11 protein-coding genes are annotated in these 13,779 nt (G+C 57.8%); 5 read left to right on the forward strand and 6 right to left on the reverse strand.

Annotated features, from left to right (window positions below; all coding sequences use genetic code 11):
- Window positions 1-51: 51 nt before the first annotated feature.
- Window positions 52-897, reverse strand: a complete 846-nt coding sequence (locus K0F88_RS23440; RefSeq protein ID WP_094467799.1) for a LysR family transcriptional regulator — start codon at window positions 895-897, stop codon at window positions 52-54.
- A gap of 146 nt (window positions 898-1,043) precedes the next feature.
- On the opposite strand from K0F88_RS23440, the gene K0F88_RS23445 reads away from it, so the two are divergent.
- A complete protein-coding gene (locus K0F88_RS23445; RefSeq protein ID WP_094467798.1) occupies window positions 1,044-1,976 on the forward strand; it encodes a DMT family transporter in 933 nt (310 codons plus the stop codon).
- A 477-nt stretch (window positions 1,977-2,453) separates the two neighbouring features.
- Window positions 2,454-2,813, forward strand: a complete 360-nt coding sequence (locus K0F88_RS23450; protein ID WP_219096680.1) for a DUF6124 family protein — start codon at window positions 2,454-2,456, stop codon at window positions 2,811-2,813.
- 960 nt (window positions 2,814-3,773) lie between these two features.
- On the opposite strand, the gene K0F88_RS23455 is transcribed toward K0F88_RS23450, so the two are convergent.
- Both K0F88_RS23455 and K0F88_RS23460 read right to left on the reverse strand, forming a co-directional pair.
- On the reverse strand, window positions 3,774-4,037 hold the full coding sequence (locus tag K0F88_RS23455) for a DUF2790 domain-containing protein (RefSeq protein ID WP_094467795.1): 264 nt from the start codon (window positions 4,035-4,037) through the stop codon (window positions 3,774-3,776).
- A gap of 363 nt (window positions 4,038-4,400) precedes the next feature.
- A complete protein-coding gene (locus K0F88_RS23460; RefSeq protein WP_094467794.1) occupies window positions 4,401-4,814 on the reverse strand; it encodes an ester cyclase in 414 nt (137 codons plus the stop codon).
- A 102-nt stretch (window positions 4,815-4,916) separates the two neighbouring features.
- On the opposite strand from K0F88_RS23460, the gene K0F88_RS23465 reads away from it, so the two are divergent.
- Entirely contained in the window at window positions 4,917-5,795 is an 879-nt protein-coding gene (locus tag K0F88_RS23465; protein WP_219096681.1) for a LysR substrate-binding domain-containing protein, read from the forward strand.
- 59 nt (window positions 5,796-5,854) lie between these two features.
- On the opposite strand, the gene K0F88_RS23470 is transcribed toward K0F88_RS23465, so the two are convergent.
- Window positions 5,855-7,618 (reverse strand): L-lactate permease, encoded by a 1,764-nt coding sequence (locus K0F88_RS23470; RefSeq protein WP_094467792.1) that lies wholly within the window; start codon window positions 7,616-7,618, stop codon window positions 5,855-5,857.
- Window positions 7,619-7,893: 275 nt separating this feature from the next.
- On the opposite strand from K0F88_RS23470, the gene K0F88_RS23475 reads away from it, so the two are divergent.
- Window positions 7,894-8,130, forward strand: a complete 237-nt coding sequence (locus K0F88_RS23475) for a hypothetical protein (RefSeq protein WP_094467791.1) — start codon at window positions 7,894-7,896, stop codon at window positions 8,128-8,130.
- A 31-nt stretch (window positions 8,131-8,161) separates the two neighbouring features.
- On the opposite strand, the gene K0F88_RS23480 is transcribed toward K0F88_RS23475, so the two are convergent.
- On the reverse strand, window positions 8,162-9,013 hold the full coding sequence (locus tag K0F88_RS23480; RefSeq protein ID WP_219096683.1) for a CAP domain-containing protein: 852 nt from the start codon (window positions 9,011-9,013) through the stop codon (window positions 8,162-8,164).
- 166 nt (window positions 9,014-9,179) lie between these two features.
- Here K0F88_RS23480 and K0F88_RS23485 point away from each other — a divergent pair, with 166 nt between their 5' ends.
- Complete coding sequence (locus K0F88_RS23485; RefSeq protein ID WP_094467789.1) at window positions 9,180-9,800, forward strand: cell wall hydrolase; 621 nt, start codon at window positions 9,180-9,182, stop codon at window positions 9,798-9,800.
- A gap of 50 nt (window positions 9,801-9,850) precedes the next feature.
- On the opposite strand, the gene K0F88_RS23490 is transcribed toward K0F88_RS23485, so the two are convergent.
- Window positions 9,851-13,348 carry a DUF4818 domain-containing protein gene (locus K0F88_RS23490; RefSeq protein ID WP_219096684.1) on the reverse strand — a complete coding sequence of 1,166 codons (3,498 nt, stop codon included), beginning with the start codon at window positions 13,346-13,348 and terminating at the stop codon, window positions 9,851-9,853.
- Window positions 13,349-13,779 lie beyond the last annotated feature (431 nt).

Below are 13,779 nucleotides of genomic sequence, written 5' to 3' on the forward strand. Positions count from 1 at the left end.
TTCCCGTTGATTCGAATTCTGAATCAGTAAAGCAGTGTTTGGCGCACTGACTCAGTTTTCGAAACAGGACGCCAGGAAACTCATCACCGCCTGGACCGACGGGGTGTGCCGGATGTCGCTGTGGACCACCAGCCACACTTCACGCGCCAGCCCCGCGCCCACAGCCTCCATCGCTTGCAAGCCATAATGCTCGCCGAGGAAGTACGGCAGTGCCGCGACACCAGCGCCTGCCTGGGCAATGGTCGCCTGGATGTTCAGATCATTGCTGCGCAGCAGGATCGGCCGATCCCCCGCTTGTTGCTTGAGCCAGACCTGTTGCGGGGTTTGCTCCATGGTCTGGTCGTAGGCGATGAACGCCAGATCTTGTGGGGCGGTCTTGGACAAGTAATCTGCCGAGCCGTACAGGTGGAACTGCACCGTCGCCACCTTGCGCGCCACCAGGTCCGGCTCCTTGGGGCGGCTCAGGCGCACGGCAATATCGGCTTCGCGCCGCGACAACGAAGCGCTGTCCAGACTGCCGATCAACTGCACAGACAGTTGCGGATGCAAGGTGCGCAACGCCTTGATCCGCGGCGCTATCAACGCGCAAGCCAGGGCGGGCGGGGCACTGACGGTGACTTCGCCGGTAAAGCTTTCCTGCCCGGCGAGCGCCGAGCGTTGCACCGCGAACGACTCGCTTTCCATGCGCCGCCCGAGCTGGGCGATGCGTTCGCCGTCCTCGGTGATGACATAGGAGCGAGGGCGTCGGTCCACCAGCTTGAGGTTCAGCGAACTCTCCAGCGCGCTGATGCGTCGCGCCACGGTGGCGTGGTCGACCTTGAGCTTGCGCGCCGACGCCGACAATGACTGCTCGTGGGCGAAGACGATGAAGTAGCGAAGATCCTCCCAATCGAACATGGGCGTTTTCTCACATGATGGGTGAATAAATGGGGAATTTTGCCCCACTGCCAAGCCTGCAAGAATCCTTCAACACCTGACAAGCAGGTCTGAAGCATTCCGCGATGTGCGGCGTGTTCATCGTACGACTTGACGAGGAAACAGCCATGTCAAAATCAACCCCTCTCGCGTATGCCGGCATCGTCGGTGCCACGTTTTTCTGGGGCACCAACTTCAATGCCGGCGCCTACATCATCAAGAGCATGGCACCGATCAGCGCCTCAATTGAGCGCTTTGCCATATCCACCCTGTTGCTGGTGCTGATTTTCGGCCTGGCGGGCAAGTTGCGCCTCGCCACGCTGAAGCAAAATCTACCGGCCTTTATCGGTCTGGGCCTGCTGGGCTTTACTGCGTTCAACCTCGCAACCTTCTTCGGTCTGCAAACCACCACACCCATCAACGGCGCGCTGATCCTGGCGACCACGCCACTGTGGACCATGATCTTCGCCGTGCTGCTCGAAGGCGAACGCATCGATCGCGGCCGCGCCATCGGGCTGGTGCTGGGCTTGCTGGGCGTTGGACTGGTGATCACGCGCGGGGATATCCAGGTGCTGCTCGGGCTGAAAGTGGCGACCGGCGACGCAATCATCCTGGCCGGCAGCATCGCCTGGGCAGCCAACATGGTCGGCACCCGACGCTTCGTCAAAGACTCGACACCGCTGGAAACCACCACATTTTCCATGTTGTTCGGTGTCATTGGCCTGATCGTGCTGGGCTTCATCTATGAAAGCCCGATGGCCTCGATCAGTGCGGCTTCGCTGTCTGTGCATGGCGCGGTGGTTTATCTGGCGGTCTGTGGTTCGTTGATTGCCTACTTGCTGTGGTTCAAAGGCATTCATGCCATCGGCGCGGCGCGCACGTCGATCTTCTTCAACCTGGCGCCTGTGTTCACCATGCTGGTGTCCTCGATACTCGGTGTGCTGCCCAATGTGTGGCAGTTGCTGGGGGCGGGGGGCGTGATTCTTGGGGTGGTGTTTGCTTCGGGGTTGGTGTTCGGAGCGAGTGAAGCTTCGGCGAAGGTGGCAGAAAGGACCGCGTGAAAAGCAGGCATCCCCCTTACCCCTGTAGGAGCTGCCTCGTTTCACTCGACATCTCCTACAGGATTGGGTGTACACCTGATTTTTACCATTCGCGCGGCGTTAATAAACATAGCCGAAGCTTCTTTGTTTAAGCGCTCTCAAGGTTACGTCCTGAAAGCTACAAAACCTTGCGCCGTTGCCTACGGCTGCGCCAGAATCCGCCGGCTTGTGCGCCTAGGGGCCCCTCGGTAATTTGATACCCGTCACTGCCCATCAGTGATCGGGTTTCGCAGCCCGGGTAATCTCTAGACGCACAACGTCTAACGCTCGTGAGCAGATGCTTGTCAGGTCTGTCGTTCATGTCATGGCGGCTGTGCGTGGGAGGCCTTCGGGTCTGCCGGGTTCCTAGAGTCCTGGTCTGCGAACCCGCGTACAGTTGCCACCTTTTTATCGTTTCGCAGCGAAGGGTGGCAGCTCCATTTCTCTAGGAGTTTCACCATGTTCAAAGTCACACCAAACCCGCCGGACACCGATCCGGTCTTCCCGTACGAACCCGATTCAAAGAAGCTCAACGAAGCCGCCGAGCGGGCACTCGACTTCCACTTCCCGTCGAATGCCGACATCAAAGCCTGCCCGCGAACACGCAGCACGCTGTTTTCCGTAGATCCGGAGGCCACGGCCGAAACCCTGGCGGTTTATCTGGTCGAGATACTGGCGTCGGTTGACGTGATGGTCCATCAGTTGGTGAATCATCTAGAGGGGGAATCGCGCTACGCAATGCTGGGCATTTCCAACAGCATCATGGTGGCGGAGATCACGGCGAATCGGGTGTTGGATAAGATTGATCTGCCTAAGTAGGTGCTGTCTTCTGTGGTGAGTGAGTAGCGGACGTTGGGCTGTGCAGCGGTGCCTTTTTGGGGCCGTTGCGCGGTCTAGTGGTAGCAACCTCTCTCGCCACAGGTTTCTCGGTGCTTGGTGTTCCTGCTAACTGTCTGGCGTTTGGGCTTGTACATGATGTGATTAGTCTGGACGCCGCGTTATCGTCCTTCGCAAGTAAGTTTTGCTCCTACAGGGGCGCGTTGTGAGAAAGCGGTTATGCTGCCAACCAGGAATGGGTAGTCGATGGAGTGGTTGGTGATTGGGGGGAAGTTGAAGCGTTCAAGCTATTAGCCAAGCATACTTAACTCGTTTCTCAGAAGAGGGCGTCGCGACTGCTTCTAATACAATTTCAAAGGTGTTACGTCGAAAAGTTATAAACAACTGTCATTTCTTACAGGTGATATTGAACAGTTGTCGATTTAGGATGAAGCCTCTATGAATAGATGGAACTATTGAAATGCCATACTCACAAGGTTCGTTCACTAATATTGCCGTCGACGCCCCTATCGATGTTCAAACACCTAATATCCATAAAGGCACTTTTAAATCTGCTACTGCTACTAAAGTGGTTATGAACTGGAAGGGAGGGCTGAGGGAGTTTGAATATTGGGAGATTCAGCAAGTTAATGTCGGGGATGACTTTAAAGACGTTTTGAGGGAGGATGGAATCGTATGGATACGACCCATAAAATGACCTGTTAGTACGATCACTCATATGACTACCTGGTCACCACCAAGCTGCATCATCGCCGCGTATTGTTTGTTGCTGTTGATCCAGTCCAGTCCAGAGCTGGCGGTGGTGCGGGTGGCTTGTTGCAGGTGTTGGTGGCCGGCGCCTGATCTTCTTTAATCCGTCGTAAAAAAAGACCCGCTGATGCGATGCACCAGCGGGTCATTTGCTTTGCCGTTCAATGCGGCTTTTGTTTTACAGCCCCACATTCAGTTCTGCACTTCGCAGGCCTGGGCCATTTTGAAGTAGGTAAAGGCTTTGACGTTCCCGGAGTCGTCCAGATAAGTCAGTTTGGCGGCAACCACTTCGCAATCGGCGGAACGAGGTTCCTCAAGGGAAATGACCTCGGCCACGTGTATCGGCATGCCGTAGTGATAAGGATTGGCGGGTACGTTGGGAGTGTCGGCCTGGGCGTAACCGGTGAACGCGGCAATGGTCAGCGTGGTTGTAGCAAGCAATGTTCGAATGTTCATGATGTGTTTCCTGTAGTGATGATGAGTGTGAGCAACGTCTGCCGTCTGGCAGGCTCGGGTCATCCTGGAGATAAAGCGCTCTATGCGAAATTCCCCATAGGCTCACCTGACATGTGAATAAATACGCATGTGGTTTTATGTCGTTAGTTGCAGCGCCGACCCATAAAGATGACTTCGGATATCCATTACAACTTCAGGTGGTCGCGCACCGTGTGGAGGCGTGAGGATCTGAAGAAGCAATATGAACAACGTCGTCGGTGTCATTTTAAATTCGACCAGGGTGCTCCCTCCGAGCGCGTTGCGTGGACGCAAACAGAGGGAGCGGGGTGAAACTCTGCAGTTGGCAACTTTAAACGTTAAAGTTCAGAGCCCGATCAAATCGCGATGAACTTCCAGCGAATTACGCTCCACCCAGTTGTGTGCCAGCAGGCCATCCGGCCGAACTTCCCAGACCGCGGTGCCGAGCATTTCAAAAGGGCTGTTGCACGTGCGGCCACCAATAAATCCCTGGTTCTTTCCCGCCAGTTTCCAGCGAGAGGCAACGCGAGTGCCTTCGGCATTCTGAAACGTCTCGATACTGCCGAACTCGAAGTCTTCGATCTTCGACAGAAAGACGCCGATCCATTGAATGAAGGCTTCGCGGCCAACGATATCCATACCGCCAGAAGTGATGACAAAGTCTTCAGCCACGAAGCGTGCTGCGGCTTGTGGATCTTTGGCTTGCCAGACTTCACGCCAGAAACGTTCAACAATCTCTACCGCTGTATTGACTGCCATTTTCGAACTCCTCGTATTCAGGTTGAGTACGATGTTCGGCAATTGCTATCTAGAACACAAACGCATAAATTTAATGGCATCCAGTTGAAAGGCGAATCCATCATGCAAGCCAGCGACCTTGAGATCGACCTGCTACGGGCGTTTATCGCGGTGGCGGAGACCGGCAGTTTCACCGCGGCTGCCGAGGTGATTGCGCGGTCGCAATCGGCGGTGAGCCAGAAGATCATCCGGCTGGAAGAGGTGCTCGGTTTTCGTGTCTTCGAGCGCACCAGCCGCGCGCTGACGCTGACCCCGGACGGCGAACGCCTGCTGGTGGGTGTGCGCCGAATGATGGTGCATTTCGACACCTTCATGCGGGACATCAGAGCCCCCGCGACCGTCAACCTGCTGCGCCTGGGGATCTCGGAAAATCTCGTGCCGACCCAGCTTCCCAAGCTGCTGTCGCGCTTCACCCAGTTGTACCCCGACATTCAACTGGAACTGACCACCGGCCTGAGCGACGACCTGCTCACCGACTACGAAGCCGGGCTACTGGACGTGGTTATTTCCAAGCGAAAATTCAGTTCCGGCACCACAAGAGGCCGGGTCATCTGGCGCGAACCGTTGGTGTGGATTGCCGCGAAGGATTACGAAATCGAATCGTCGAAACCGGTGCGCCTGGTGATGATGCGTCCACCCTGTGCATACCGCGCAATCATGATCGAAGCCCTGGCCACGGTCGGGCGGGAATGGGCATCCGCATGCTTGGCCAGCAATTTGATGGGCGTGCAGGCGGCAGTTGCGGGAGGGTTGGGGATTACGGCGTTGGGGACTTCGTTTTTGCAGGAAGGAATGCGGATACTGGAACCGTCGGAGAAGTTACCGACCTTGCCCAGCACCGAAGTGGCGGTGGTTGGCGATGATGTTCGGACTCAGCATCTGGTGCAGCCGTTGGTGTCATTGCTGACGGAGGGGTTGATGTCGGGGGGGCGTCTGACTTGATCCGTGCGTTGCAAGCCCTAACCCGGGCGAACTCGCCCGGGTTATGGACCGTTTGACGTCTAGTGCCCGCCCACCACCATACTGCTGAACGGCGCCACATAAGCCTGCAACGTCACCAAGCCCCCAACCAGAATCGCCAGCACAATCGAGTGGAAGAACACATAACGCAGAATCTCCCCTTCATGCCCGTACCAGCGAGTTGCCGTGGACGCGACCACGATCGACTGGGCGTCGACCATTTTGCCCATGACCCCGCCAGAACTGTTGGCCGCGGCCATCAACACCGGGCTGATGCCCAGTTGCTCGGCGGTCACTCGTTGCAAGCCGCCGAACAGCACGTTGGAGGCCGTGTCGGAGCCGGTCAGCGCCACGCCGAGCCAGCCGAGGAGGGTGCCGAACATGGGGTAGAAGATGCCAGTCGCGGCGAAGGCCAGGCCCATGGTGGCGTCAAGACCTGAGTAGCGGGTGAGGAAACCGAGCGCAAGCATGGCCACGATGGTGATGAGTGAGTAACGCACCACCCACAGCGTTCGCAGGTATTGGCGTGCCAGTTGCGGGATGGAATAGCCCATCAGCAGGCCGCCGACGATGGCCGCCAGGAGGATGCCGCTGCCGGTGCTGGTGAACCAGGTGAACTTGTAGACCGCTTCCTCGGTTTTAGCCGCGGGCACCACGGGCGGCACCTTTTCGATTTGCTGGTGAATGGTGGTGAAGGTCACGATCGGGGCGAAGATCGGGTTGGCTTCGCGCATCGGTTTGCCCTGAGGGTCGAGCTTGGCTGAGTTAGTGGCCGGATCGATTGCCGGGCGGGTGTCGAACATGTTCTTGAAGCCCTGGGTGCCCCAGGCGAACACGAACACGGTGAGGATGATCCACGGCATCCAGGCGCGCATCACCGCCGGTTTCGCATCGCTGGCGAAGGCCCCACTGGTCTCGGCTTTTTGCTGATGTTCCTCGTCGATTTTCGAGTTGTCGACGCGCCCGGTCAGGGCGGCCGAGGTGTGTATCGTGGCCGGTTTCCAGACCTTGAGGAAACCGGTCAGGCACGCCATGGAGATCAGCGCGGCGATCACGTCCACCAGCATCGGCCCGTGGTAGTTGGACACCAGGAACTGCGGCACGGCGAAACTGACCCCGGCGACCAGAATGGCCGGCCAGATTTCCAGCATTTTGCGCCAGCCGGCAAAGGCCCAGATCAACCAGAACGGCACCAGCACCGAGAAGAACGGCAACTGCCGGCCGACCATCATCGACAGCTCCATTTCATCCAGGCCGGTGACCTTGGCCAGGGTGATGATGGGCGTGCCCAGTGCACCGAACGCCACGGGCGCGGTGTTGGCGATCAACGCCAGGCCAGAGGCAGCCAACGGCGAGAAGCCCAAGCCGATCAGAATCGCCCCGGTCACCGCCACCGGCGTGCCGAACCCGGCAGCCCCTTCAAAGAAGGCGCCGAAGCAGAAGGCAATCAGCAGCAGTTGCAGGCGTCGATCGTCAGTGATGCGCGCAAGGGAATCCTGCAGCACTTTGAACGAGCCGTTTTCGGTGGTCAGCCGATGCAGGAAGATGATGTTGAGCACAATCCAGCCAATCGGCAGCAGGCCGTTGGCGGCGCCGTAGAGTGCCGCCGAGCCCGCCATGTTCGCCGGCATGCCGAAGGCAAAAATGGCAATCAACAAAGCCGAGCCAAGGGCCAGCAAGGCCGCCAGATGCGCCTTGATATGGAAAAACGCCAGGGATGCCAGCATCACCACCACCGGCACCGCCGCCATGATGGTAGAAAGCACCGGGTTACCGAAGGGATCGTAGATTTGCTGCCAGACCATGTTCCACCTCTGCTTTTTATTGTTGGTTGTGCAGGCCCCGGGCGGGGTTGGTGGAATGGAGTATAGGTGGCATTACGCCGCTGTCCCGGGAGGTTAGTCGCAGTCGTCCGCGGCACTGCTACAGGGTGTTGTGTGAAACAAAAATCGGCGTGCGGGTTTTACCGAAGTCGTCAACAATGAGGAGATCATGATCAACGCGTTGAAACGGCTTGCACAGAAGGGGGTTATTCCCGATTAACCCGTGACTCGGCTATCACCGACGAGAGGATCCAGCGATGACTGAACGCCATGAGGAACACAAGGAAACGCTATCCAACGGATGCAAGATCGAAGTGAAGGCCGAAATATTGAAGGACGGCTCCCTGAAAATGTTCATCGGTGTTTACCGGCCGGATGGCTCGGTCATTGAAGAGGACCATCACCCGTCCCCCCATCTGTTGGACATGGAAGCGGCTTTGGAGTGGGCAATCGAAAAAGCCAAAGACATCGGCAACCAACAACACACGTTGTAAGAGCGGTGAACCACCGCTCTGACCATCGCCTTTACTGCGTACCGAACATGGCTGTCCAGTAAATCCCGGCGTCACTCTTTGGATCAACCGCATAGGCCGCGCCCAGTTCGCGGAACTGTGGGTTCATCAGGTTGGCGCAATGCCCGGGGCTGGCCAGCCAGCCATCGACGACCTTGCGCGGGGTGTCTTGCCCGGCAGCGATGTTCTCGCCGACCTCTTGATAGTTGTAACCCGCCAGTTCTGCGCGATCCCCCGGTGTGCGGCCGTCGCGGTCCTTGTGGTCGAAGAAATTGTTATTGGCCATGGACCGGGTATGTTCCTGGGCGGCGGTCGCCAGCGTCGCGTTCCAGGCCAGCGGTGTGGTCGCGGCAAACGGTTGACCACCGCACTGACGGGGTTGGGTACGGGCGGCGTTGAGCAATTCCAGGAGCTTCTGGCCTTCAGCCGCAGCGTCGCCCAGGCGCGCGGTCAATAGCGGTCGTGCCAGCACAATGCGCCAGTCGCGTCCCTCGTGGCTGACCCCGACATCGATGAATTGCGGGTTCAGCACTACTTGGCAAAAGCTCTCCTTGATCGCCGTGATGGCGGACTGCGCATCTCGCGGGCCGGACAATGTGATCGCCTGCACGTTGACCATCGGGTACGACGCCCGAGCCATGGCCTGCTGCAAATCGACAGGCCCGCTGGCCGATAGCACCAGACGCTGATCGTTGGTCAACGGCGGCAATTCCGGTGACGCCTGACCGGCGCAACGCTGCACCTGACTACGGTAAACGTTGATCGACTCGACCAGTTGCGTCTCTTCGGTCGCCATGGCGTTGGCGGCGAACACCAACCCCAGCGGCAACACGGCAAAACGCAGAGCGGATGACAGGACGCGCATGGAAATCTCCCTTGATTTGACTGCGCCCATGATGCGCGATTCCACCCCATGCCGCGCAATGCCTTTTTGCGCTTTGTTGTCCGCTTGCTGACATGATTTGGCTACTACACTGAAGCCAAGTCGCCTAACGGGCGCTTCCCTCGACGCCACACAGAGTGTCTCCATCATGTTCCTCAAATGGTCAGCTACGTTTCTCGTCATTACCCTAATCGCAGGCCAGGTGATTGCCGACGACCAGCAGCAGAAAAAGGAAGTGGCTGAAGACAAGGCCCAAGTGCTTGAGCAGAAAGCCGCGGAGAAGGGCGGCGATCTGCCCGTACCGAAATCCGAGGCAATCACCCAACCTGAAGTCCAGGCGGTCGATCCCGTCGGCAAGTCACCGCTGGACGATCCCATCACCTGCATGGCTCGCTCCATCTACTGGGAGGCCAAAGGCAAGGACACCGCCGACATGGAAGCGGTCGCCAACGTGGTCATGAACCGCCTCGGCCACGCCGGTTTCCCCGACACCGTGTGCGCGGTGGTCAAGCAAGGTTCCGAGACCAAGAGCTGCCAGTTTTCGTGGTGGTGCGACGGGCGCCCAGACACGGTCCAGGAAGAGACGCAATATGCCCTGGCCAAGGAAATCGCGCGCAAGGCGCTGAACAAGCAGCTCCCGGATCGCACCGGTGGCGCGATGTATTTTCATGACCGCACGGTGAAACCGGACTGGGCCAAGGAGTACATCAAAACCGCTGAAACCGGGATGTTCCGGTTTTACAAACCGCATGATGGGTCGGCGAAGTAGGTCGTCATTTAGAAGGCCATGGGCGCTCAATGGGCGCCCATGACATGCTGCTAGAACTTCGCGTAGTTCAACGCATCGACCAGTGCCGAACCTCCTATGCCGGTCAGTGACAGCAACAGCGCCCTGACTAGAGGCTCTTCGGAGTAGCGTGAAAACGAACCGGTGTTGAGCGTCGCGATGCGGTCGCGGATCATCTGGAATTTTTCGTAGCGAACGGGATCTCGAGCTTTCGGCGTTTCCAGCAAATAGGTATCCAGACGACGCAATGCAACGGTACGTGCCTTTTCCGCCGCCCGCCGCAACGACAGCGCGGACACCAGCAATATCAGCGCGGTCAGCAGGAAAGTGATGATGATACTGGGCGGTGTCGGCCAGTTATCGAACAGGCTGCTGCGAGACGCCAACAGGATCAACATGACCACCGTCGGCGCATAGATCAGGCGGCTGACCGCCGAGGTGCGTTTGGCGATTAGTTGCAGATCCACCCACTCGTCGATGCAGGGATGCTTGAGCATGCCGAAGATCTTCTGATGTTCGCGCTGCAACGTTTTGGGCCAGATCGCATGATGCTCGCTCAGGTGGCGGATAAATCGCGTCAGCAGCAGATTGGCATCCACGACCCAGAACACCAGCACCTGAAAAACCAGGGTAGGTATCAGCCAACTGATGAGCCATCCCATCGATTCGCCGCGTACGGGAATCCGCTCCATTGGCCAAATCACAAACAGCACACTGGTGACCACGACGAAAATCCACGTGGCGAGAAGGGCGCGCAGCATCCGGGCACCGAACGACCCGCAAATGCAATGCTCACCCCAGAAACGCGCGATGGAAATCATCTGCCGCCCGTCCCCGCAAGTGGCCTGTGGGGATGTGCAGGTCTTCGACCATTTGTCATTGGCGCTCATCAGCGGGAAAAAAATCAGTAGCAGGAAATGCCCCAGTTCGTTGCACCAGCGGCGCAAGTTCCAGCGCCTGCCTCTGCGAATAAAACGTAGAACCTGCGCGCACAAACCTATTTGATATCGGCGCATGTAATTCAGCAGATGGTAGTTCTTTTCGATCTCGACCCTGTTTATGCGCAGGTTGCGCCAGCCCCATGCCAGTGCCGAGAGAGAGATCAGTACGGCGGCCACGCGCAGCGCCACGGTTGGCCAGGCACTGATGCCTTCAAACAGGAACATCGGTTCACCCAGCCCGTTGCCGGTCAATGTGCTGCGCATCTGATACGCCAGCATCAACGCAAGGATAAAACCGACGAGGGGGACAACGATGTACCACGCCGGAGAGTCATAAAAGCCGCTGCCAGGTGTGGCAGTCGAGTCGTTGTGTGCCGACTGCTCGGAGCGGCGTGTCAGGTTCGAAGAAATGATTCCCAGCAGAATCAGCACGAACGTGAACCAGAGAAACTCCGCGTGCCAGAAGCGAGTGGCGATAAATGCACAGGCTGCCGCGACCATATACAGCGTCATGGGCACACCGCGCACCCAGTCAAGCTTGGCGTCGGGCTCGACTTTCGCTCCCGAGATCCAGCGCCAGACAATGAACCCGGTGATTAAAAGCAGCATGAACGTCAGTGGCCCGGCCCAGAAGAACGATTGGGCATGCATGAATCGATCACGCACGGACTGGGAGGCCACCGGATAGGGCGGGGGCGAGGGATCCTGAAGGCAGCGTAACGACATAAGGTCGTGTGGAAGTATGCCGTGGTCTGACTTGGATAAGAGTGTCGGCGCTTCGCAACTGGTGGGGCGTTTAAGCGTCACCGGGCTCGCCAGCGGGATAAAGCCGCTGATGCCGACTTCATAGATGCCGGGCGAGAGCAAATCCGATTTCGAGTAGTCGAATTTCGCTCGTTTGGCATCGAAGGATTGTGGCGCCAAGGCCGCCAGCACAGAAACAAACACCGAACTTTGCAGGCTGTCGCGAAACGGCGGCACGTCTTGTTGCAGGGCGCGTGTCAGCGCCAGCCCGTAAGGTGCCGCCAGAATCAGGTTGCGGGTGGTTTCTGCCTGGCCTCGTTGCAACATGCGGGCGTCGAGGTCGGTGGAAAAGTACAACTTGTACGGCATGCGACTTTTGAGGGCCTGCAACACCAGCAGTTTGTCGTAGGCATCGACGCCCAGTATCGCGATGGCACCGATGCCGCTTTCGCCGTTGCGTCGATATGCTTCGTCCTCCCGGGCGATGTGGTCGGCGAGGCGTCGCAGGTAATCCAGCTGGGAATTGCCGTCGGCTTTCTCCAGTGGGCTGAGGTCGATTTTGCTCGCGTCTTTGGCGTTTTTGCTGGCATCGGTGCTGGCTGTTTTATCACTGCTCGCGGATTCCTCCGGGAGGCGTCCGTCCAAGCCACGCAGATAGCTGAAGCGCAACACCCACCTGTCGACCACCGTCTTGTCATCTTTCTCCGTCAGCCCGGCTTCACCCGCAACCCACCCCTTGAAGCTTTCGATCAGTGCCCGGCTGTAAAAACTGTCCCACTCGGAGATCAACGCGATACGGTCGGACGGCCGTGGCCAGCTTTCTTCCACGCACCTGGTTTTGAATCGCTGCAAATTGTCTTTGCTGCAACGCAAACCGGCGGCCGGGTTTACGTCGCGCAGTTTCATTTCCTCCAGGATCAATTGCGTCATGGTGCCGTCGTCGCTGACGGTGCGCAGCAACTTCATGGGCAGTTTGCCGGGTGGTGATGGGGTCGGGATGTTGATGCTGCTGTTGAGCGTTATGTTGTCGGCGGTGGCCAAGGGGGAGTAGATCTCGACATTGGCGGTTGCCTGGGCGTTGGCTTCATCCTGATACATGCCACGCAGGATGGTTGAGGTGGCGGGGCCGATGACTTTGAGGACGGTGTGATTGTCGGTCACACCGGCGCAGGCGAGTGGGCAACCGTTCAAGGCTGTCTTGCACGCCAGGCTTTGGCGCAATTTTTCCAGTTGTTGCAGCGGCTGCGAGCCCAGCGCGTCTTGTTTCAGCCAGAACACAACCGTCTGGTTCGGTGGCGTCGGAGTTCCGTCAAGCGCTGCGGGCGGATCGAGCGGGTTGGAGACAAAGATTTCATAGGGAACGTCCAGAAACCTCTCGGTGGCGGAGGGATCAACCGACAGGTCGGCCTTGAGTCTCAGACAATGGATGTACTGTTCCTGATCTGGCACCCGGTGCGAGTTCTTGAACCCGGCAAGCAGAGCGTAACGCGTACGGCGCCGCCGCTCGACTTCGTCGGCGTAAGGGCCGCCTTCCACCAGCGACACCATGATGTCCGGAGCAGTGGATGCCCCGGGCGGCAAGGAAACCCAAGGACTGCACAACTGCTTGGCGTCCGGACTGTCACTGTCATTCAGCTTCTTGCGATAACGCTCCAGCGCGTCGAACGGGTCCTGCCACAACCGCGCTTCAATGGGCAATTGCGCCTGAAACTGTGCACCGAGGGGCCGTGGTTCCAGAAACGGTTCACGGGTCAATGCAAACGTTGATACGACCAAGCTGAGGATAACTGCGCTGCCTGGCAGCCAGAACGCCAGGTTAGTACCCGAATCCTTGTTGTTATCCATGGCCATTTCCTCGGAGTGTCGGCCGGTTGTTACTTTTAATGTATAGACCTGATCAAGAAAGCGGGTGGCAGGCTGAAAATAGCCTGCGTGTTGAGGTATTCGTTTCTGGCTGCTTTATTGAGTGTGAATGAATGTTGGGGAAGTTGTCGGGTGTTAAACGAAGGTGCGATGTTTCGTGTTGGATGGTTACTGATTTAATACGTCGCTTGAATGGCGTGCGGGGTTAATCAGGGAAGGTCGAGTTGCAGTTCGTTGAGTGCCCATCAGAGTGTTTTGTAATAAAGCTGCAAAATAATATTAGTGCGATATCTAGTTTAACTTTTGGCGGGTTGAAGTTTGTGGGTCCACGTTGGCGGGGCCGGTCTTGAGCCCGGCGCCTTGCTCTGGGACATTTATTTAGTTTGGATTAATAAAGCTGTTGCACTGAGAGG

It is taken from the genome of Pseudomonas sp. UMAB-40, from assembly GCF_900095275.1.
Classification (GTDB): domain Bacteria; phylum Pseudomonadota; class Gammaproteobacteria; order Pseudomonadales; family Pseudomonadaceae; genus Aquipseudomonas; species Aquipseudomonas mandelii_B.

Excerpts from the sequence above, each read along its gene's own strand:
- K0F88_RS23485 (WP_094467789.1), top strand. The coding sequence starts at position 9,180 with ATGTTCCTCAAATGGTCAGCTACGTTTCTCGTCATTACCCTAATCGCA.
- K0F88_RS23440 (WP_094467799.1), bottom strand. The coding sequence starts at position 897 with ATGTTCGATTGGGAGGATCTTCGCTACTTCATCGTCTTCGCCCACGAG.
- K0F88_RS23460 (WP_094467794.1), bottom strand. The coding sequence starts at position 4,814 with ATGGCAGTCAATACAGCGGTAGAGATTGTTGAACGTTTCTGGCGTGAA.
- K0F88_RS23445 (WP_094467798.1), top strand. The coding sequence starts at position 1,044 with ATGTCAAAATCAACCCCTCTCGCGTATGCCGGCATCGTCGGTGCCACG.
- K0F88_RS23450 (WP_219096680.1), top strand. The coding sequence starts at position 2,454 with ATGTTCAAAGTCACACCAAACCCGCCGGACACCGATCCGGTCTTCCCG.
- K0F88_RS23470 (WP_094467792.1), bottom strand. The coding sequence starts at position 7,618 with ATGGTCTGGCAGCAAATCTACGATCCCTTCGGTAACCCGGTGCTTTCT.
- K0F88_RS23455 (WP_094467795.1), bottom strand. The coding sequence starts at position 4,037 with ATGAACATTCGAACATTGCTTGCTACAACCACGCTGACCATTGCCGCG.
- K0F88_RS23465 (WP_219096681.1), top strand. The coding sequence starts at position 4,917 with ATGCAAGCCAGCGACCTTGAGATCGACCTGCTACGGGCGTTTATCGCG.
- K0F88_RS23490 (WP_219096684.1), bottom strand. The coding sequence starts at position 13,348 with ATGGATAACAACAAGGATTCGGGTACTAACCTGGCGTTCTGGCTGCCA.
- K0F88_RS23480 (WP_219096683.1), bottom strand. The coding sequence starts at position 9,013 with ATGCGCGTCCTGTCATCCGCTCTGCGTTTTGCCGTGTTGCCGCTGGGG.
- K0F88_RS23475 (WP_094467791.1), top strand. The coding sequence starts at position 7,894 with ATGACTGAACGCCATGAGGAACACAAGGAAACGCTATCCAACGGATGC.